This window comes from Pandoraea sp. ISTKB, from assembly GCF_001721285.1.
In the GTDB taxonomy this organism is placed as follows: Bacteria; Pseudomonadota; Gammaproteobacteria; order Burkholderiales; family Burkholderiaceae; genus Pandoraea; species Pandoraea capi.
Map to the genome: position 1 here is coordinate 92,361 of NZ_MAOS01000030.1, position 20,824 is coordinate 113,184.

Here is a 20,824-nt window from a genome sequence, read left to right on the forward strand (position 1 = left end):
TCGTCGTCTTGTATTATGCTTTGAACGACTTGCGATATTGCTGACTCTAATTCTCTCCCTCTCCCCACCCACCTTCATGTCGGAGGTATGTATGAGCAAAGAGAAAGAACGTCTGGACACCGGTTCGACAACCGGAGCAGGTGCCCCGGCGGCAAGCGACCGGAACACGTTGTCGGTCGGTGCAGACGGCCCCCTCCTGCTGCATGACGTTCACTTCCTTGAACAGATGGCGCACTTCAACCGGGAAAAGGTGCCGGAGCGTCAACCTCACGCCAAGGGCGCCGGCGCCTTTGGTATTTTCGAAACCACGGAAGATGTGAGCAAGTACACCAAGGCCTCGCTGTTCAAGAAGGGCGCCAAGGTCGACATGCTCGCGCGTTTCTCCACGGTCGCGGGCGAAGCCGGCAGCCCCGACACCTGGCGCGACGTGCGCGGTTTCTCTCTGAAGTTCTACACCGACGAAGGCAACTACGATCTCGTCGGCAACAACACCCCGGTGTTCTTCGTACGCGATCCGATGAAGTTTCCGCACTTCATCCGCAGCCAGAAGCGTCTGCCGGATTCGGGATTGCGTGACAACCACATGCAATGGGACTTCTGGACCAACAATCCGGAGTCTGCGCATCAGGTGACCTATCTGATGGGTGACCGGGGATTGCCGCGCACCTGGCGCCACATGAACGGCTATGGTTCGCATACCTACATGTGGGTCAATGCGCAGGGCGAGAAATTCTGGGTCAAGTACCACTTCCACACGCAGCAGGGCATGGAGTTCTTCTCCAATGCCGAAGCGGCCAAGATGTCGGGCGAGGACGCTGACTTCCATCGTCGCGACCTGTTCGACGCCATTGCACGCGGCGACAACCCGAGCTGGATCCTGTCGGTGCAGGTGATGCCCTACGCGGACGCCAAAGCGTATCGCTTCAATCCGTTCGATCTGACGAAGACCTGGTCGCACAAGGACTATCCGCTGATCAAGGTGGGCAAGATGACGCTCAACCGCAATCCGGAAAACTTCTTCGCGCAGATCGAGCAGGCCGCGTTCTCGCCGGGCAACACTGTGCCGGGTATCGGTCTTTCGCCGGACAAGATGTTGCTCGGCCGGGCCTTCGCTTACAACGACGCCCAACGCAATCGCATCGGCACGAACTTCCATCAACTGCCGGTGAATCGCCCGAAGGTGCCGGTGCAGACCTATATGTTCGACGGCCACATGGCTTACGAGCATAGCGGCAACGCGCCGGTGTACGTGCCGAACAGCGGCGGCCGTCCGTATGCCGATCAGACGGGCGCGGCCGACGACGGCTGGGAGTCCGATGGTCCGATGGTGCGCAGCGCCTACACGCTGCACAAGGACGACGACGACTTCTCGCAACCCGGCGACCTCGTGCGCCATGTGTTCGACGACGCATCGCGCACGCGACTGGTCGAGACCGTTTCGGGCGCGCTGCTCGGTGGCGTGCGCAGTCCGGTGCTTGAACGCGCATTCGACTACTGGAAGCAGATCGATCCGGACGTCGGTGCGCGTATCGAGAAAGCGGTGAAGGACGCGAAGAAGTAAACCCACTACTCCCACTGACGGAGTGACGGCGGGCGACGATGCACGACATAGTCCCCGCCGTTTTCATGGGTGAAAGGTTTGGCGTCCAGGGTGGCAATGCCCGCGAGAATGCGGGTCGCCGTGGGTGTCGCCCGCAGTTGTTCCCGCATGGACGCGTCCAGGCCTTCGATTATCCTGGCCACACTGGTGTCCGCCTCCTGAATGGCACGTTCGGGATCGTAGCTTCCCATCAAGTGCAGGTATTCGGTCGCACGCTCGCCGAAGACCGCGCCAAATATCGTTTGCGATTCGAAGAGCATGATGAAGAGCGTCGGCGCGACGACCACGACCTCGAACTGCTCGCTTGACGCGTTGATGGTCAGCACGTCCTTGATGCGATCCTCCTGATCGTCGATGACGCCAGAGTGCGTCGAGTGAACGTCGTGAATCACGAGCGTTTGAAGTTGCCGGAGATAAATGACGTCGCCTGCCGTCGACGGGACGTCACTCAACGAACTGGGGCAATAAAAGCGCGACGTCTCGACAAGGGTGTCGGGCAGCCATGCCTTAAGAAACGCAATCGCGTCATTGGAGGGGCAAACAATGCTTCGTAAGTCCATGAACGTGTCTCCTTAGTTCGCACAGCTCATGCAATGCGCGCCTTCTTCCATGCACGCGCGGTATTTGCGTTTTAGTCCCAAGGCGAAATCCCGCTGCGCCAGACAGAACTCGATGTCGTCGCCGGTCCAGCAAAGAATCGTGGCGGGCTTGATCGAATTGACCAGATTGCGCGCGGTGTCCGAGTAGTTACCGCTGACGAACAGACAACCGATCAACGACGACGGGCGACGCGTGAGATGCGCGAGCAATGTTGCGATCGGCTCCTTGTTCGCGGCTCGCTTCGTTCGTGTCGACGGCTTCGAATAGTCCTTGCACTCGACAATGGCGGCAATGCCACCGGAATAGATCATGCCGTCGACCTGTTCGATGATCTTCCGGTCCTCGTGCCGCACCCTGAAAGGCCACCTGACCTTCGCTCCGCTTAGCTCGAAGCCCTTGAGCACGAGGTATTCCAACGCTCTTCCCGCATCCCAACCCGGTGTCGAACATTGTTTGACGTCGCGCCACAACCCCGTAACCTCGTCCCACCCGTACCCCTTCACCCGTTCGATGTATTCCCTGTCTGCGACCATGCTGTCCTCCGTGAAGCTGAAGGCGATTCTAGGGGCGTTGGGGTTGACAAAACGGCAACTGGCCGATTTATCGGAATCCGCCGATGCGGTTCGGCATTTCGTCTGAGATATCGTCGAAAAATGTCACGCATTGTGAGTGCGCTCGCTTCCTGATAGCATGACGATTGCTGCACGGAGATGGCATACCTCCGGCGTTCGTTTCGCAAACCGCCCCGCCCCGGGGCTGATGATGCCTGCAAGATCCTGGCGTGCCGGGAGGTTGCGGGCTATGCGGACGGGCGATTTTCTCGTTCCCCACGAAGTCACCCCGCGTTTCCCCTTTCTGTCGCGTTCAGGCATGTTGTCGACGGCGTCGTACGCCGCGATTCACGATGTTTGCAACCATGAAGATGTTCCACGACTCTCCATTGCGTGACCTGTTCGGTGTCATCCCGCGTGCCGCCCACGCCAGCTTGCTGGCCGCGCTCGTCGGGGTGATGGCCGGTAGTGCTTCCGCGCTGTTTCTCGTCGCCCTGGATCTCGCGACCGACACGCGCCTCGCCCATCCCTGGCTGCTCTGGGGGCTGCCGCTCGGGGGCTTCGCCGTCGGCTGGCTCTACCTTCGGCTCGGCGCGAGCGTCGAGGCGGGCAACAATCTGCTGATCGACGAAATCCACGATCCCCGGCGGGTAGTGCCGTTGCGCATGGCGCCGCTCGTGCTGTTCGGTACGGTCATGACGCATCTGTTCGGCGGCTCCGCCGGACGCGAAGGCACCGCCGTCCAGATGGGCGGCGCGCTGGCCGATCAGCTCACCCATGTTTTCCGGTTGTCCGGCGAGCAGCGTCGCGTGCTGCTGATGTCGGGGATCGCGGCGGGCTTCGCCTCGGTGTTCGGCACGCCGCTCGCGGGCGCTATTTTCGGGCTGGAGGTGCTGGCGATCGGCCGCTTGCGCTATGACGCCTTGCTGCCCTGTCTCGTCGCCGCACTCGTGGGCGACGCCGTCACGCATGCCTGGGGCGTGCATCACACCGTCTATACGATTGCCCCCTCGGCATTCGGCGCATCGATGACCCTTTCGGGGGCGTTCAGCGCGGCGGCGGCCGGCGTGCTTTGCGGACTGGTCGGCATGGCTTTCGCGCAGGCGACCCACGCGACGTCCGCTTTCATGAAGCGTCGTGTGGCCTACGCACCGCTGCGTCCGCTGCTGGGCGGTCTGGCGGTGGCGATTGCCGTCACGGTGCTGGGCACGCCGCAGTATCTGGGGCTCGGCATTCCGACCATCGTCGACGCATTCCATACGTCGCTGCCGTGGTACGACTTTCTCGGCAAGCTCGTCTTCACTGTCGTGACGCTGGGCACCGGATTCAAGGGCGGCGAAGTCACCCCGTTGTTTTACATCGGCGCGACGATGGGCAACGCGCTGTCTCACGTGCTGGCACTGCCCGCACCGATTCTGGCGGGCATCGGTTTCGTTGCCGTCTTCGCGGGGGCTGCCAATACGCCGATCGCGTCGACATTGATGGCCATCGAAATCTTCGGTCCGCAGATCGGTGGATATGCGGCCCTCGCCTGCGTACTGGCGTATCTCTGCTCGGGACACACGGGGATCTATCGTGCGCAACGGGTCGGGCACAGCAAACATGGCCCGGTACCTGAAGGCACGCGGCTTGCGGATGTGCCTGCGTGGCGCAGGATGCTGCGTACGGGCGTCGCGTCCAAGGACACGGCCGCTGTCAATCCGAGCGACAGCCTGCCCCGCGTCTGACGTCAGGCAGTTTTCGGACCCATAGCGCTATCGTCCAAGGCGTGCCAGGTCGGTGAGGGCGCGCTGGAACGCCGATGCGTTCTTCATGCCCTGATCTTCGTGGTTGGTGTTGAAGAGCACGTGCGTGTCGTCGGCGAGGGCGGCAATGCGCGCCACACGGGCGGAAATGTCGATCAGCTCGCTCGCGCTGTATTCGTAGACGAAGCGTCCCGACGAGGCCGTGATGCCTCGTCGATTCCACGCTGCCGCGTTCCGGCCATGCAGACGGACGACGCACAGGTCGTCGCGCGTCGTAGCCCACACGGCAGGTACGGTGTTGTCGAAGCCCGTCGGGCTGTCGACGATTGTGTGCGCCGCACCCGTTTCGCGCAGCATGGCGAGCGTGGCCGTCTCTCGCGACGGCGAATCGAACCAGCTGCGATGGCGGAATTCGATGGCGTGCCGCTCGCCGTCCAGTCGTTCTGCCGTCTCGAAGACGAGTGCGCGCCCGGCCCGGTCGTTCCGGACGCGGGGTGAAAACTGGAAGTGGATGGCCGCCAGTTGCCCGCTCTGGCGCAGGGGCTCGATGGCTTCGAGATAGCGTCGCCAGAGTTCGTCGCGCAATTCGGCCGGGATATCGCCGGGCGCGATCTGCGTGTCCTGTGTCGGTGATGTCGGCGATGTCGCCGGTGTCCGCGATGACCCGCCCGTGGCGATGCGTGATCCCAGGGCCCGTGCGATATCCGTCGGCAGGGCGCTCGCCGGCGTGGTATGCCCCGTGAACGCGCGAAACGCCTTGATGTGAAAGCGAAACGATGGGGGTGTGCGCTGCGTCCAGCGCCAGGCGACGGCGGCGTCCGGCAAACGGTAATAGCTGCTGTCGACTTCCACCAGATCGAACTGGGACGCGTAATGGCGCAACCGTGCCTCCGGCGTATCGACGCCCGGCGGGTAGAACCGTCCGCACGCGATGAGCGTCGGGTCGGTCCAGGAGGAGGTGCCGGTGCGGATCGTCATCGTGTCGGCGAATGGCTTGCCTGTTGGACGCTTGGGAGGGGGACGACGGTGATTCGTCCGAATTTCCGCGAAGGCTCGATGGGCGTCGGGTCCGTCGTTATAATGTATAAATATACAGTACTCTTCGAGCGTACCTTCTCCGTTTTTCACCTCGCATGTCAGAACCATCGTCCGCCGCCGCCCGCGATCCGTGGGCCGAACTCAATGACCGCCAGCGCGAAGCGGTCGACTATGGCGTGGGCGACGACGGCGCGCCGGGCGGGCCGTTGCTCGTCATCGCGGGGGCAGGTTCGGGCAAGACGAGTACGCTCGCCCATCGGGTGGCCAATCTGATCGTGCGCGGCGCCGATCCCAACCGCATTCTGTTGCTCACGTTCTCGCGGCGCGCGGCGGGGGAGATGGAGCGACGCGTGGGCGCGGTGCTGCAAAAGGTGCTGGGGCTGGCGTCGTCCCAGCCGCCGTCGCTACCGTGGGCCGGCACGTTTCACGCCATCGGTGCACGGTTGCTGCGCGATTTCGCGCCGCGCATTGGTTTATCGGAAGCCTTCACCATCCACGATCGCAGCGACGCCGAGGATCTGCTCGGGCTGGTGCGGCACGATCTCGGATTCTCCGCCACACAGTCGCGCTTCCCGCTCAAGGGCACGTGTCTGTCGATCTATTCGCGTGTGGTGAACAGTCAGGCGCCGCTGGCCGAAGTGCTGGCGAAACATTTCCCGTGGTGTGCCCCGTGGGAAGCGCAACTCAAGCAACTCTTCGGGGCTTACGTCGACGCCAAGCAGGCGCAGCACGTACTCGATTACGACGATTTGTTGCTGTACTGGGCCGAGACGATGGCGGCCCCGGCGCTGGCGCGCGAACTCGATAGCCGCTTCGATCACGTGCTCGTCGACGAGTACCAGGACACCAACCGCCTACAGGCGCAGATTCTGCTGTCGATGAAGCTTCAGGGACGCGGCCTCACCGTCGTGGGCGACGACGCGCAGTCGATCTACGCGTTTCGCGCCGCCACGATCCGCAACATCCTGGATTTTCCCGGCCAGTTCGCCGAACCCGCGCACGTGGTCACGCTGGAGCGCAATTACCGGTCGACGCAGCCGATTCTGGATGCCTCGAATGCCGTTATTGCGGAGTCGAGCGAGCGTTACGCCAAGGCTTTGTGGACCGACCGGCAATCGACGCGGTTGCCGCAGCTCGTCAATGTCAGCGATGACTCGGGACAAGCGCGCTGGGTCGCGGATCAAGTGCTGGCGCAACGGGAAACCGGCACCCGGCTCACGCAGCAAGCGGTGTTGTTCCGTACCGGCAGCCACAGCGCCGCACTGGAACTGGAACTCACGCGTCGCAATATTCCGTTCGTGAAGTTCGGCGGCTTGAAGTTTCTCGAAGCCGCGCACGTGAAGGACATGCTGTCGATCTTGCGTTGGGCGCATAACCCGGCGAGCCGCTTGTCGGGGTTCCGCGTCGCGCAGTTGATTCCCGGCATCGGCCCGGTGAGCGCTACCCGGTTGCTCGACGCCATGGCGCAATCTGCGACACCGGCACAGGTGCTGGCGGCGTTCAAGCCACCGGCAGCCGCGACTGCGGAGTGGAAGGCGTTCGTCGATGTCTATATGACGTTGCGCGACACGCGGCTCGCGTGGCCGGCCGACGTCGATCTCGCGTTGCGCTGGTATGCGCCGTTGCTCACACAGCGTTTCGACGACGCGGCCGTGCGTCAGGCTGATCTCGAGCAACTGGCGCGCATTGCCAATACCTACGGCTCGCGCGAGCAGTTCCTCACGGAACTCACGCTCGATCCGCCCGATGCGACCAGCGCGCAATCGGGGCCGCCGTTGCTCGACGAGGATTATCTGATTCTCTCGACGATCCACAGCGCGAAGGGGCAGGAGTGGCATTCGGTCTATGTGCTTAATGTGGTCGACGGCTGTATTCCGTCCGACATGAGTACGGGGGACGACGAGGATATCGAGGAGGAGCGACGTCTGCTCTATGTGGCGATGACACGCGCCAAAGAGTCGTTGCAGTTAGTCGTGCCGCAGCGGTTCTATGTGCACCAGCAAACCGGTTTGGGCGACCGTCATGTGTACGGCACACGCAGTCGCTTCGTCTCCGACAAGATGCTGCCGCTCTACGACATCTTCCCGAAACCGCGCGAGGACGAGATGTCGCGCGGCCCGGTCGGCGACGTGAAGGTGCATATCGATGTGGCGAGGAAACTTCGTAATGCCTGGACGTGAGATGACAGCGCAGATCGTGCTGCGCGAGGGGCGAGCATCGGACGTCGACGCGCTGACTCAACTGCTCATGCGGACCTATTTCTCGACGTGGGCGCCCATGCTGCGCGCTGAGATTGCCGCAACGTTCACCTCGGGTGAGCGCACGCGTGCTTACGTGCAGGCCCATTGGGCTGAGTTCGTCGTCGCGGCGCCACAGGGGGCGGATGAGGACGTTATCGGCATGGTGCATACGGTCGGCGACTTCATCGACGCGCTGCACGTGTCGCCATCACAGCAGCGCCGGGGCATTGGGGCGTTGCTGCTGGCGCACGCCGAAACGCAAATGCGCGCACAGGGGCATCGGGTGGCGCGCCTCGAGACCGACACCTTCAATACGCAAAGCCGCGCTTTTTACGGGCGACACGGGTACGCCGAGGTCGCCATGTATCCCGACGAAGAGTGGGATAGCGGTTTGACGACGGTGCTGCTCACCAAACCACTCTGACGCCGCGCGCATGCCGACATCATCGGCTCGGGGATTCCTCGGACACGTGGCGGCAGTGCGCCGCAGACGTCCCGCAGCCGCGCCTGGAAAGCACGGGAAACTTTCGTCACGTTTCGACGGTGAGGCGCGGAAATTTTCTAAAGTTGCCGTCTTTCGTGCATCAGGTATAGTCGCCGCATCGGCGGCGGAGCACTGCGCCTCGACCGTCGGAAAAGTTTCGGAAAGCATGATCGCGATGAAATCCGGGAGACGTGAATGCAGCGGGTGGTGGATCACATGACGTTGTTGCCGATGGGCTTGTTGCTCGTCTGCATGGCGATTGGCACGGCATTGCTTGCCGTTGTCGTCGCCTGGCTGGCACGCGTCACGCTGTTCGACCGGTTGAAGGATCCGTCCGAAGTGCGCGGCTCCGTTGCGGACGTGGTCCACGGCAGCCTGCTGGCCTTCATCGTGTTCGTGCTGGCCCACGTGCTGACGGATGTGCGGGCGAACCTTGGGCATGCCGACGATCAGGCACTGCACGAGGCGTCGGTGGTTCGTCGGCTCGATCGTGAATTGAAGGCCGTTGGCGACGACGATGCCAAGTCGGCGCGCGTATTGCTGCGTGGCTATGTGGCGTCTGCCGTGACCGATGAATGGAAAACGTTGAGTACCGCCGACCCCGAGCTCTCGCCGGATACCGAGACGGCGCTGACGGCGTTCGTCGGCGCGACGCGCCGGGTGATCGCCCGACATGAGGACAGCGCCAGTTCGATTCGCACATTGCTCGACCGTCTGGAAGAGGCGAGGCAGGGACGCTTCGAGAATTCGACGAAGACGGTGCCCGGCGTGTTCTGGTGGGTGATCTCGCTGTTCATGCTCGCGGCAATGGCGATGAATGGCCGATATCCGGGCTCGTGGAAGAGCAACGTGATCGTCGCGATGCACATGGGTGCGATCGGCATGGTGATCGCGCTGATCGTCAATCTCGACGAACCCTTCCGCGGCTCCTCGGGCATTTCGCCCGTGCCGCTGGCGAAATCCGTCGGCATTGTTGTGCCGAACTGATGTGCTTCATTGAGGTGCTGAACTGATGTGCCGAATGAAGTATCGGGCAGAGGCGGTGTGCCAGGAGCGCAATTTGAAAGCGTTTTTCGCCGGACACCGGCATACAGACAGATTGATTTGACGATTTACCAGAACCGCCGGTTTTCCGGCACCTAGCCCGACTCAGGACGCCCCCCGATGACTACGCATCCTACGATGAGCCGTAAGGCCATCGCGACCCCGCACGCCCGTCACTTTGCGACGACTGACGCGCATGACCCGCAACAGCCCATCGCGTCGACCGTGTTCGACCGCGCCGACGCGTCGATGTCGAAACCTGCGCCGCGCAACTGGCGCCGCTGGTGGGCACTGTTCGCAATTCTGCCGTTCGTGACGTCGGTGGCGGGATGTGGATTGCTGGCGGCACCGTGCCGGGTGGCTTCGGCCGGCTTGAAGATCATTCCGGGGGTTGGGGGTGTGCTGGCTGCGCCGACGGATGCGTGCGCTGCCGCGATCGACTGACCGCAGAAAAAAAGAAAGCCCGCGCGTTGCGGGCTTAATCCATATCAGGAGGAGACATGGAGGAGACGAGTTCAGTATAGGACGACGTGTTGCGATGCACCATATGTATTTTTACGTAAGTGCCCGCTTGTTGCGTATGTGCAACGGAAAATAATCATCATAAAATCAATGAGTTATTTTCGATGTCGCCGTACCGTTCAACGAATCCTCCCGGAGAAATCCGAGTCATACCTCTAGTTATTGTGCGCGTGCACCCTTCTTCGTTGCCATCAGTTGCAGCAGGAACGGTACGGAATCGCGCAGCGACGGGTTGACCGTCGCATCGTGATCCAGTCCCTGATAGACGCGCACGAGCGTCTTCGTGCCGGCTTTCGTGACGTCGCGGGCGAAGGCCTGCTGCATGATGAGCGGCACGTCGATATCTTCCGATCCCATGCCGATGAACACCGGATGCTGGATGCGCAGCGTCGGATAGCGCAGCGACGGTGTCTGACTGTCCAGCAACTTCTGAATGTCCGGCTGCATGCTGTTCCCGGCGTTCAGCCCGGCGGCGGTGGAATGGTCGGTCAGCGTGTCGATGCACAGCGTGCGCGCTTCGTTGAGGACCGGCAGCGCCTGAGGCGAGAAGTACTTCGCCGGGTTCAGCGACGGATCGCGGTCGGCGGCCGACAGGAAGATGTACATCGCGTACGGGATCTTCGGGTCCGGCGCGCCCGGGTCGGGCTGACCCGAGAACAGCTTGCTGGCCGACGTTTGCGCGTTGAAATAGGGTGTGCCGGTCAGGATCGTTGCGACGACTTTGACGTCCGGTGCGTACTGCGGCTGGTATCCCGCGGCGGCGAACGCGGCGTGGGCCCCTTGCGACTGCCCGATGAGCACCACGCGGTTCTGTAACGGGAAGACGCTGCGCGCGGCCAGCAGGCTGTCGAGCACGCTGTACGCTTCGGCCCGCGAATTCAGATAGTGATGCAGCCCTTGCGAGCCCAGGCCCGCGTAGTCCGGCGCCACCACGGCGAAGCCGAGCGATAGCCAGGTGTCGAGATATTGAATGTCGCGCGGGCTGCGGACATTGAGCGACGGGGCACAGGTGCTGGCGATGCCGACCGTGCCATGCGCCCAGACGACGACCGGCCAGCCACCCGGCGGCGTCGGCCCTTTGGGCAGGAAGACTGCGCCGGTGTCCTCACGGGCTTCGATGCCGCCGACCCCGTCAATGGAGCTGTAACGGATGCTGAACTGCGCGCCGGCTTCCGCGAGTCCGTAGTCGGGATTGAGCGGCTGCCGTTCGACGATAGCGCCGTGCGGAATGGTGACGGGAGCGGCCTCGGGCGTAATCGCATGTGCGGCACGGCCGATGACCAGACTGGCGAACAGCGCGGCGCTGACATAGCGCCACAGGCGGTTGAACATGTTGAACTGTCCTCGTATTGGATGATGCGTGACGCTTGGGCGAGCAGCGCTCGCGCACTGCCCGGATGCCTGCTGCTGTTGCGTGGCCAATACGGGTGACGTTACACCGTCTCCCTGTGAAAGTCTCAATAATGCCGAATCGATGCGTCCCCGACCGTGTCGTTCGCGCCGTGTGACGGGCGCGCACCCGGGCAATCAGGCGCGACCGGATGCGATCGGTCGCGATCAAACGCGTCGTTGCACCCTGCGGGGCTCGTCAACCGTGCGACGCCTGACCGCCTTGTGCCTGCGTTGCTGCGGCTTGCTCGGCCTCGCGCCACGCACGGCGCGAGCGACGCATCCGGCGCAGCGCCAGCGACGTCATGGTGATCCAGCCGAACGGACGCGGATCGACGAGCATGCTCACCGCGCGCGCATAGTCCAGCACCAGACCCGGCGTCCACGCCATCGTCTTGGCGCGCTTGCGCAGTTGCGCCGCGACCCACAGCTCCGGCGTGAGCCACAGCCGGACGAACGTCCACCAGCCGGCATCGGCGCCGTTCTGCAATTGCCCCACACGACCCTCGATAGCAGCTTCGAGTGCCTTGGCCACACTGCTCGAACAGTTGCGGTGCGTGAGGTTATACGTGGCGTTGCGCTGGTATGTCTGCCAGAAAGCGGCCAATTGTTGCGGACTGTAATTGCGAATGCGAACCTTGACCGTCGACGGACACCAGGCCTTCGATTCGGTCGCGTAGTCCGGCTGGAACGTGCCGGGCACGTCGTTCTCGCGGGTGGCGCGCAGCAACTGCCCGAACTGATCCGGCGAGCGGTCGATTTCCTTCGCGGGGTAGAGACTCACATAGACTCCCTCGTGGCTCTCGAGCGCGGCGTGGCCGGTCGAAATCACGCCATTCTTGTCGACGGCAGCGATGTAGCGATCGATCACCGGATGCCGACGCGCAGGGGCTTTGGAGGACCCCGACGGCGTCCAGACGTGCACCGTCAGCGCGGGTTCGGCGTCCGTAGGCGGACCGTCCCAACGAGGGGCGCGAGGACGATCGCGCCACAGGCGGCGCTTGTCTTCCGGGCTACCGAGAATCTGCTCCACGCGAAAGTCGCCACGCATGCGTCGCGCGCGCATGGCGAGCACGAGCACGTTCCACCCGGTGAAGACGAGGCCCAGTCCGATGGCGTACGGCAGCGTGCCCTTGTAGTGCGTGGGATACGGCTGGTAGAAGAAGATCGCCACGCCGATTTCCAGCAGGCCGCCGACCATCGCCCAGATCCAGCGCGGGTAGCGCACCACGTAGGCCGCCACGCATTGCAGCAGGCCGTCGGCGAGGAACAGCGTGCCGAACAGCATCGACAGCCAGAAGTTGCCGTTGAACTGATGGAAGACGAGTACGAGCAGTGCCGCGACCGTGAACGTGCCGCCCTTGAGCCCGCGTACGAGCCGCTGACCGCCCACACCGATGGTCGCGATGGCAAGCGTCGCCAAACCTTCGAGCAGCAGCAGCCACGCGAAGACCTTGAGCGGGAAATGCACCACGCCGTCGAGCGCATCGACGATCAGCGCCAGGCCGAAGGCAAAGAAGATCGCGCCGATCCAGATCAGCGCACGAGCCCGGCGGCGCAGGTAATTCACGCCAAGCAATAACAGAATCAGACGTACCAACGAGAGTCTCCATCGCATGCGCGCGTCCCGGCAAGGGGACGACACGCACCCCGAATGCGGGAGGGTTAGAACTAATTTGGGATGCCGCCTATTTTTGTCGCTATCTTAGCGCGTCAGCCGTGACAGACCAAAAACAAAGGCGGTGCGCTCCTTTCGGGGCGCACCGCCTGTTGTGTCAGACGACACAGACGTATCGCGACCTCACCGGGAGGCACGATACATCGGCGCGTCGAACTTAGTCCTTCTTGCCTTCGAGCTGCGGCAGGGCGTCGTCGCCCGTCGACGTCAGCAGACCCGCCTTCGCATACGTCATCAGCTTCTCGCGCGTGTCGACGATGTCGAGCGTGCGCATCGTGAGCTGGCCGATACGGTCGAGCGGCGTGAAGACCGAATCGCCCTTTTCCATCGTCAGGCGTTCCGGCTTGTACGTCAGGTTCGGCGAGGTCGTGTTCAGCAGCGAGTAGTCGTTGCCACGACGCAGTTCGATCGTCACTTCGCCAGTGACGGCGCGCGCCACCCAGCGTTGTGCCGTCTCACGCAGCATGATGGCCTGCGGGTCGAACCAACGGCCCTGATACAGCAGACGGCCCAGACGACGGCCGTTCTCGCGATATTGCTCGATGGTGTCTTCGTTGTGAATGCCCGTCACGAGGCGTTCATAGGCGATGAACAGCAGCGCGAGGCCCGGGGCTTCGTAGATGCCGCGGCTCTTCGCTTCGATGATGCGGTTCTCGATCTGGTCGCTCATGCCCAGACCATGACGGCCACCGATGCGGTTGGCTTCTTCGAACAATTCGACAGCGTTGGCGAACGTCTTACCGTTCAGCGCCACCGGCTGGCCTTCTTCGAAGCGAACCGTGACTTCCTCGGCCTTGATCGCGCAATCGTCGCGCCAGAACGGCACGCCCATGATCGGCTGCACGATCTTGATGCCCGAATTCAGGTGCTCGAGATCCTTGGCTTCGTGCGTGGCGCCGAGCATGTTCGAGTCCGTCGAATAGGCCTTCTCGACCGACATCTTGTAGTCGAAACCGTTGGCGATCAGGAATTCCGACATTTCCTTACGACCACCGAGTTCGTCGATGAACGTCTGGTCCAGCCACGGCTTGTAGATTTGCAGACCCGGGTTGGTCAAGAGACCGTAGCGATAGAAACGCTCGATGTCATTGCCCTTGTACGTGCTGCCATCACCCCAGATGTTGACGCCATCTTCCTTCATGGCGGCCACGAGCATCGTGCCCGTAACGGCGCGGCCGATCGGCGTGGTGTTGAAATACGTGACGCCGGCGGTCGAGATGTGGAACGCGCCCGATTGCAGGGCGGCGATGCCTTCGGCCACGAGTTGCGCACGGCAGTCGATCAGGCGGGCGTTCTCGGCGCCGTAACCCATCGCACGGCGCGGGATGTCTTCGTAATCAGGTTCGTCCGGCTGACCCAGATTGGCCGTGTAAGCGTAGGGAATCGCGCCCTTTTGGCGCATCCAAAGCAGCGCAGCGCTGGTGTCGAGACCGCCCGAAAAGGCGATGCCGACCCGTTGTCCCGTGGGGATGTGTTGCAGAATCGTGGTCATCGGCGTGAAAAAGCTGGGTTTTTAACCTGTCAAGTATCCCCGTCCGGACTAGGGATGGTCAAGTCTGATGGGCGATTCGTACCGTTTCGTGCCCCTTTGTCCGGCTTCCCGGCGCTTTTCCCGCGCACCGAGATTGCGTTCCAGCGATGTCATCCTTGCGTCGCGTGGCGTCGCGTTCCGGCCGCTCACCACTGCGTGCCGGCCACGCTGCATGCAGACGCCAGGAAGTCTGAAAACGCCCGGATCACGAGCGATGCCTGACGATGCTGCGGGTAGACGACATAAATGGACGACGGCGTGGGTTCGAAGTCGTCGAGCACCGTCACGAGACGCCCGCCCAGCAAGGCCGGCGCAACGATGAACACCGGCAGCCAGGTCAAGCCCAGTCCCGCCACGGCGGCGTCGCGCGCCAGTTCGCCGTTGTTCACGCGAAGACGCCCGGACACAGGAATTTCCAGTGGATGCCCGTCGCGCGCGTAATGCCAGTTCACCCGCTGGCTATGGCCGTAGGGCAGCAGCGCGTGATCGCGCAGGTCTTCCGGGGTTTGCGGCGCGCCGTGGGCGTCCAGATAGCGCGGGCTGGCGCAGGTGACCATCCGCATGGGCGCGACCGTTCTGGCGATCAGCGACGAATCGGCCAGCGCGCCGATGCGCACCGCCACGTCGTAGCCTTCGCCGATGATGTCGACGGTACGGTCGTTCAGTTCCAGCTCGATCGTGACGTCCGGATACGTCGTGAGAAACGAGGGGATCACCGAGCCGAGGAACATCGTGCCGAAGGACATCGGCGCGGAGACCCGCAGATTGCCGCGCGGGCGCTCTCCCTGGCTGCTCACCGCCAGATTCGCCGCTTCGACGTCGTCGATGATGCGTTTCGCCCGCTCGTAATAGATCCGTCCAAGGTCGGTCACCGACAGCCGCCGCGTCGTGCGCAGCAGCAGGCGAGCGCCGAGCGACTGCTCCAGCGAGGAGATGCGACGGCTCACGAACTGCTTCGACAGCCCGAGCTTTGCTGCCGCGCCGGTAAAGCTCATGGCGTCTACGGCTGTGACGAAGATACGCATGTCGTCGAGCAGATCCATCGGTCCGATTTCCGTCGTCAGAAAGAGTGAGAGGGCAAGCGGGTGACAACTCACGGACTCTTGCCCGCATTGTCACCCGGAAGCCGACAATCTTAGCCGAGATGGCGCGACGGCATGCTCGATGGCGATATCCCCGTCGTCGGTGCTTGCGTCTTCCGGTCCGTCAGACGCGGGCCACGAACGTCCGCACCCACGTCTGCCGCGATCGTCCCCGACTACCGAAGCGCCAACCGAAGCCCCAGCAGGATCGCGCCGGTGCCCGCAACGGCCAGCGCCGTCGGGCGATGGCCGAAGATGCCCCAGTCGAGCAGCGCGGTGACGACGGGCACCAGATAGAACAGGCTGGTAACGGTCACGAGATTGCCGGAGGCGATCATCCGGTAGAGCAACAGCGTGGCGCCCACCGAAATCACCAGCCCCATGTACAGCAGGGGCAGCCAGAAGCCGACGGTGCCATCGATGTGCCACGGCTGTGTCGGTGCGACGAGCAACGCCAGCGCCAGCCCCACGGCGTACTGCAAGGGCAGCACGTCGAGAGGTGTCTGCCGCGAGCCTTTCTGCGCGAGCGTGCCGAGCGTCATGCAGGCGAGTGCGCTCAGCGCCCAGATCGATCCCGCTGCCGATAGCCGGGCGGACATCAGACTCTGCGCGACGACGAGCGCCAGCCCGGCGAGCGCGACGGCAAGACCCAGCAGACGGCGCGCACTGTGACGTCGCTCCAGCGCCACCAGCGTCAGAATCGGCTGGACGCCGAGCACCGTCGCCAGCGCTCCCGGCGTGATGCCGTTGGCCAGCGCGAGCAGATACGCAGCCTGGTAGCCGCCGATCAGCAATACGCCCGTGCCGGCGACCTGCCACCGCGTACCGGCGGCGGGCCACCATTGGCGTCTCGTGAGGGCGATGAGCGTCAGTGCGGCGAGCGCCACGCCCAGACGAATCACGAGAAAGGCAAACGCCGACGCATGCGTCAGCCCCCATTTGGCGGCCAGTGCGCCGCCGCTCCAAAGCAGAACGAACAAGAGCGTTGCGCCATGCCGGCGCCACGCGAGACCATCGAGTTGCATCGATCTTCCCCAGTGCAGTCTGTCCGCCTCGTGCTGCCGCTGCGTCGGCCACGTGCATGGCGCGTGCGCCGACGTGCTGACATCGACGTATCGACTCGCCCATGCATCGATGCATCAAGGCATCAAGACATCGTGGCGAACCGATTCGTGCAAAGCAACGTCATCGCGTCTGACGCAACGCGCAGACAGGCGGGACAGAACTGATATTCAGATGAAAAGGTGTTGTGCCGGGTGACGAACACCCAGCGCGCCAGACGTGGCGTCAGGCCACTACGGCGCTGGTGCTGACGACCACCACAGCGGGCGGCGACACGCCAGACGGCGGGGGAGGAGCGACGGCTGAAAAACGTCCGCGCAGCCGTGCGCTCGCACCGCGTTGCGGCGGCGATACGGCGAGGCGGATGGACGATTCAGCGGTCATGGATCGATGAGAAGAGAAATAACGCCCGTCACTCGACGGGCGTGGACACACTTTACACGGCGGACTCTGAACGAGCAAGCGCGCGTCCGATAGTCTCAGGCGGTCGGCCAGTCGCCGGTGCGCTCGACGCTCGGCGACGCCTCGCCGTCGCGCCACGCGGCGGGCAGCGCACCGCGCACGCGACGCACTTCACGCACGTGCAGACGCACCAGTCGCAGCGCGCCTTCGAACCCGCTTTCGGTTTCGTCGTGCCAGAGCACCTCGGCATCGCCCGCCACATGCAGAAAATCGCCCGATGTGAAGTCGACGAACACCAGCCCCGCGCGCGGATTGACGTGCAGATTGCCGAGCGTGTTGTAGAACGAGTTGCCGCGAAAGTCGGGCCACACCAGCGTGTTCGCATCCTCCACGCGCACGAACCCCGGCTTGCCGCCGCGATGCGAGACGTCGGTGCCTGCGCTGCGTTGCGTCGCACCGTCTCCCGCGTAATGCGTCGCGATGAAGAACGTGTCGGCGCTGGCGATCTGCCACTGGGCTTCGTCGTCGAGCGAGGTCTGCGACGGCTCGGCCACGGGCGGCGTGTCATGTTCCTGCGGTGTGATCTCTCGCTTGCGGATGTACTGCGGGCAATTGCCGAAGCTTTGCGCAACGCGCAGCGTAAAGCCTTGCGTATAGACTTCCTCGACGGTGCCATTCATGCGATTGCGACGGCGCGTCGACGGCTCGATGCCGAGTAACCCGACCGACGCCCCTTGCCGCACCGCGCCGTAAAGCGGATCGGTCGGCGGCGCAAACGCGTTCACGCGCAGCAGCGTCGGGTCGGGCGAATGTGCGAAGCCGGGCGTGCCGCTCAGCAACGTGGCCCACGGTTGAGCGTCGGCATCGAGCGCACCCATCACGACAAACGGCAGTTGCGCGAAGAACTGACGATGCTGATCAGGCATCGCGAGACGAATCACGCGCCCGCCGATTTCCGCCATCGCTTCACGCGAGCCGGCCAGCGTCTGCACGTAGATCTCGCCGGCATGGAACGGCGATTCGAGTTGAAGGGGTGTCGGGGCGGGGGCGTTCATGAGTCTCTCCTTCAGTTCAGGCGACATCCGGCCGGAGGGGGCGGCCGAACCTGCGCTCAGGCGGCAAGCGCATTCAGACCGCAGGCCGTGGGGGCCATCGGTACGAAACGCGGCATCGCTTCGATGCGAGCCAGCCAGGCGCGCACGGCGGGATACGGCTGGAGCGAGACGTTGCCTTCCGGGGCGTGTGCCAGATACGTGTACAGCGAGATATCGGCAATCGTCGGCGTGGCGGCGGTGACGAACGCCGTTGCCTTCGGCCCGCTCAGATGCGCTTCCAGACGCGTGAGCAGCAGCACGCCGCGCTCGATCATCGCGGTTGTGTCGACGTCGCGGTTGAACACCACGGCCACGCGCGCGGCGGCGGCACCAAAGGCGAGATCCCCGGCGGCGACGGACAGCCAGCGCTGCACGTGGGCGGCCGCCACGGCGTCCTGCGGCAACCACGCGTGCGTGGCGTCGTAGCGATTCGCGAGATAGACGAGGATCGCGTTGGAATCGGCGAGCACCACGCCGTCGTCGTCGATGGCGGGCACCTGACCGAACGGGTTGATGGCGAGGTAAGGGGGCTGCTTGTGTTCACCGGAACCGAGATCGACGTCGACCGTCTCGTAAGGCAGATCGAGCAGCCGGAGCATCAGCTCGACGCGATGGCAATGACCCGACAGCGCGAACCGGTACAGGCGAATCGGGCGGGCGGGAACGTGGGTATGGCTATCGGCAGGGCGGGTCATAGGGCATTTCCGTTGGCAAGAACATTGGGAACGTGCGGATGCTGGCGTCAGAACCGTCACGCGATGAAGCTATTGTCCATCTCGCCGATTTCCGGATAAATGGCGTCAACCTGATTTGACTACTCCGAAAATCGGAGTAATGATGCGCCGCATGGACAAACTTCGCGCAATGCAGACGTTCGTGGCCATCGTCGATCAGGGCAGCCTGAGTGCGGCGGCGCGCGCGCTCGATTCCTCTCTCCCCGCCGTGGTTCGCACGCTGGCGGCGCTCGAGACCTCGCTCGACGTGCGCCTGCTCAATCGCACCACGCGCCGTATCGCGCTCACCGAAGAGGGGCGGACGTATCTCGACACCTGCCGTCAGATCCTGAGCGAGTTGCACGAGGCCGAGGCGCGGCTGGCGGCGCGTCATGAGGCCCCGACGGGCACGCTTGTCGTCACTGCGCCGGTACTGTTCGGGCAGTTGCATGTGGCGCCTGCGTTGTATCGGTTCCTTCGCGCCTATCCGGCAGTGAAGTGTCGCCTCATGCTCAACGATCGCGTGGTGAATCTGTGGGAGGAGGGCATCGACGTCGGTATCCGCATCTCACCGCTGGAGGATTCCACGCTCGTGGCGCAAGGCATCGGCGCGATTCGTCGCGTGGTGGTGGCGAGTCCGTCGTGCATCGCCGAGCAGGGGGACGTGAAGCATCCGCGCGAGCTGATCGGCAAGAACTGCATCCTGTCGCACGGCGGCGGCTACGGTCAGTGGCGTTTCTGGGAGGGCGGGCGAGAATCGGTCGTTGCGGTCGACGGCAATCTCGAAATCAGTCATGGGATGACGGCGGTCGAGGCGTGTATCGATGGCGTTGGCTACGGCTGCTTCCTGTCCTATCAGGTGGCGGGGGCGTTGGCCGATGGTCGGTTGGTGCGTGTGCTGACGGGCTTCGAAGGGCCGGCTCGGCCGGTGAGCATCGTCTATCCGCATGCGCGCCTGTTGCCGTCGCGCACGCGGGCTTTCGTCGAATGGATGAAGCGGGAATTGCGGGATGTCGCGATGACGTGAGGCGTCGGACGAGGCGTGTGAGGTGGATGTAAAGCGGATGTGAAGCTGACGTGAAGCGGACAAAAGAACGCGGAAAGCGACGGCGCCGCTTCCCGCTTAAAAAGCCCGCCGACGCCAACCGGCGGGCCGCTTCGTTCTTCGTTCGATCAGGATGCCGTGAGACATCCGGTACTGAATCGGTACTACAGGCCGTAGAGGCTGTGGCGATTACCAGCCACGGTGCCAGCCGCGATCATGGCGTTCTTCCCAGCGACGGTGTTCCCAACGGCGCTCGCGCCAGTCGTCCCAGCGATCGCGACCGTAGTACACGACCGGTTGCGGCGCGCGATACACCGGTTGCGGTGCCACGTACACCGGCTGCGGCGCGACATAGACCGGCGCGGCGACCACCGGCGCGGGTACGCCGAGATAGAGGCCGACGTCCACGTGAGCCGAGGCAGCGGTCGATGCGACTGCGGCGGCGGCGCCGAGGGCAGCGATGATCAGAATGCGTTTCATGGTGTCCTCCATGAGCGCTCGCAGCAGGATGCGGGATGCATCGACACTACGCGCGCGGTGGCAATGAAGCCGGTGAGTCGGATGGGTTCGGTAGCGCTTCGGACGTTGCCGTCGGTGTGAGCTTGTCGTCGAACCGTTGATGCCAGTCTAGCGACGGCCTCGCGTAGCAGGTGCTACGAGGGTGTTGGGGATGTGTCGTTTTGTAACGCCGGTAGACCTGCCGGATGCGCTGACGTCGCCCATGGCGGCGAGCGTTCATCGAGTCAGTGCGCGAACGGCATTGAGGAGGACGAAGCGACGGACGGGAGAGTAAAGCGACTTGAGGGGGAGGTGCCGGATGCTGACCGGGACCGACACACAAAAGGGTCGGCGAATCCGTCGAATCCGTCGCAGAAAAAACAAAAGGCGTCACGCGAGAACGCGGACGCCTTTTGCTTTTTGTTCGTTGGTAGGCTCGATTGGATTCGAACCAACGACCCCCACCATGTCAAGGTGGTGCTCTAACCAACTGAGCTACGAGCCTA

The 20,824-nt window shown here is 63.6% G+C and carries 18 protein-coding genes, 1 tRNA gene and 1 riboswitch; of the genes, 7 read left to right on the forward strand and 12 right to left on the reverse strand.

Annotated features, from left to right (window positions below):
* Positions 1 to 91 precede the first annotated feature (91 nt).
* Entirely contained in the window at positions 92 to 1,561 is a 1,470-nt protein-coding gene (locus tag A9762_RS11105) for a catalase (protein WP_069342098.1), read from the forward strand.
* A 5-nt stretch (positions 1,562 to 1,566) separates the two neighbouring features.
* Here the strand turns inward: A9762_RS11105 and A9762_RS11110 are convergent, their stop codons facing one another.
* Both A9762_RS11110 and A9762_RS11115 read right to left on the reverse strand, forming a co-directional pair.
* Positions 1,567 to 2,160, reverse strand: coding sequence for a hypothetical protein (locus tag A9762_RS11110; RefSeq protein WP_069342099.1), 594 nt, complete (start codon positions 2,158 to 2,160; stop codon positions 1,567 to 1,569).
* Between the two features lie 12 nt (positions 2,161 to 2,172).
* Positions 2,173 to 2,733 (reverse strand): hypothetical protein, encoded by a 561-nt coding sequence (locus A9762_RS11115; protein ID WP_069342100.1) that lies wholly within the window; start codon positions 2,731 to 2,733, stop codon positions 2,173 to 2,175.
* A gap of 164 nt (positions 2,734 to 2,897) precedes the next feature.
* A riboswitch (Fluoride riboswitch) is annotated at positions 2,898 to 2,976 on the forward strand.
* Positions 2,977 to 3,104: 128 nt separating this feature from the next.
* Between A9762_RS11115 and A9762_RS11120 the strand changes: the two genes are divergently transcribed.
* Positions 3,105 to 4,478 (forward strand): voltage-gated chloride channel family protein, encoded by a 1,374-nt coding sequence (locus A9762_RS11120; protein ID WP_240493509.1) that lies wholly within the window; start codon positions 3,105 to 3,107, stop codon positions 4,476 to 4,478.
* A gap of 27 nt (positions 4,479 to 4,505) precedes the next feature.
* Here the strand turns inward: A9762_RS11120 and A9762_RS11125 are convergent, their stop codons facing one another.
* Positions 4,506 to 5,474, reverse strand: a complete 969-nt coding sequence (locus tag A9762_RS11125) for a DUF72 domain-containing protein (RefSeq protein WP_069342101.1) — start codon at positions 5,472 to 5,474, stop codon at positions 4,506 to 4,508.
* A 155-nt stretch (positions 5,475 to 5,629) separates the two neighbouring features.
* Between A9762_RS11125 and A9762_RS11130 the strand changes: the two genes are divergently transcribed.
* From A9762_RS11130 to A9762_RS29420, 4 genes are all read left to right on the forward strand, one after another.
* Positions 5,630 to 7,714 carry an ATP-dependent helicase gene (locus A9762_RS11130; protein WP_069342102.1) on the forward strand — a complete coding sequence of 695 codons (2,085 nt, stop codon included), beginning with the start codon at positions 5,630 to 5,632 and terminating at the stop codon, positions 7,712 to 7,714.
* Complete coding sequence (locus A9762_RS11135; RefSeq protein ID WP_240493510.1) at positions 7,701 to 8,198, forward strand: GNAT family N-acetyltransferase; 498 nt, start codon at positions 7,701 to 7,703, stop codon at positions 8,196 to 8,198. The genes A9762_RS11130 and A9762_RS11135 overlap by 14 nt, the downstream gene beginning before the upstream one ends.
* Positions 8,199 to 8,453: 255 nt before the next feature.
* Complete coding sequence (locus A9762_RS11140; RefSeq protein WP_069342104.1) at positions 8,454 to 9,245, forward strand: DUF4239 domain-containing protein; 792 nt, start codon at positions 8,454 to 8,456, stop codon at positions 9,243 to 9,245.
* Between the two features lie 306 nt (positions 9,246 to 9,551).
* On the forward strand, positions 9,552 to 9,746 hold the full coding sequence (locus tag A9762_RS29420) for a DUF6726 family protein (RefSeq protein ID WP_343032058.1): 195 nt from the start codon (positions 9,552 to 9,554) through the stop codon (positions 9,744 to 9,746).
* 237 nt (positions 9,747 to 9,983) lie between these two features.
* Here A9762_RS29420 and A9762_RS11150 read toward each other — a convergent pair whose 3' ends face one another.
* From A9762_RS11150 to A9762_RS11180, 7 genes are all read right to left on the reverse strand, one after another.
* On the reverse strand, positions 9,984 to 11,156 hold the full coding sequence (locus tag A9762_RS11150) for an alpha/beta fold hydrolase (RefSeq protein WP_069342106.1): 1,173 nt from the start codon (positions 11,154 to 11,156) through the stop codon (positions 9,984 to 9,986).
* A 256-nt stretch (positions 11,157 to 11,412) separates the two neighbouring features.
* Entirely contained in the window at positions 11,413 to 12,813 is a 1,401-nt protein-coding gene (locus A9762_RS11155) for an HdeD family acid-resistance protein (RefSeq protein ID WP_069342107.1), read from the reverse strand.
* A 235-nt stretch (positions 12,814 to 13,048) separates the two neighbouring features.
* Positions 13,049 to 14,383: an argininosuccinate synthase gene (gene argG, locus A9762_RS11160; protein ID WP_069342108.1), complete on the reverse strand. Its 1,335-nt coding sequence runs from the start codon at positions 14,381 to 14,383 to the stop codon at positions 13,049 to 13,051.
* A gap of 185 nt (positions 14,384 to 14,568) precedes the next feature.
* On the reverse strand, positions 14,569 to 15,465 hold the full coding sequence (locus A9762_RS11165) for a LysR family transcriptional regulator (protein WP_069342109.1): 897 nt from the start codon (positions 15,463 to 15,465) through the stop codon (positions 14,569 to 14,571).
* A gap of 215 nt (positions 15,466 to 15,680) precedes the next feature.
* The gene (locus A9762_RS11170; RefSeq protein ID WP_069342110.1) at positions 15,681 to 16,529 is read right to left on the reverse strand and encodes a DMT family transporter; all 849 of its coding nucleotides are present in this window, start codon (positions 16,527 to 16,529) and stop codon (positions 15,681 to 15,683) included.
* A gap of 516 nt (positions 16,530 to 17,045) precedes the next feature.
* Complete coding sequence (locus A9762_RS11175; RefSeq protein WP_069342111.1) at positions 17,046 to 18,023, reverse strand: pyridoxamine 5'-phosphate oxidase family protein; 978 nt, start codon at positions 18,021 to 18,023, stop codon at positions 17,046 to 17,048.
* A 56-nt stretch (positions 18,024 to 18,079) separates the two neighbouring features.
* Positions 18,080 to 18,757 (reverse strand): glutathione S-transferase family protein, encoded by a 678-nt coding sequence (locus tag A9762_RS11180; RefSeq protein ID WP_069342112.1) that lies wholly within the window; start codon positions 18,755 to 18,757, stop codon positions 18,080 to 18,082.
* Between the two features lie 151 nt (positions 18,758 to 18,908).
* On the opposite strand from A9762_RS11180, the gene A9762_RS11185 reads away from it, so the two are divergent.
* Entirely contained in the window at positions 18,909 to 19,802 is an 894-nt protein-coding gene (locus A9762_RS11185) for a LysR family transcriptional regulator (RefSeq protein WP_069342128.1), read from the forward strand.
* Between the two features lie 207 nt (positions 19,803 to 20,009).
* Here A9762_RS11185 and A9762_RS11190 read toward each other — a convergent pair whose 3' ends face one another.
* A complete protein-coding gene (locus A9762_RS11190) occupies positions 20,010 to 20,300 on the reverse strand; it encodes a hypothetical protein (RefSeq protein WP_069342113.1) in 291 nt (96 codons plus the stop codon).
* A gap of 446 nt (positions 20,301 to 20,746) precedes the next feature.
* Positions 20,747 to 20,823 (reverse strand) — tRNA-Val (locus A9762_RS11195).
* Position 20,824: the final 1 nt, after the last annotated feature.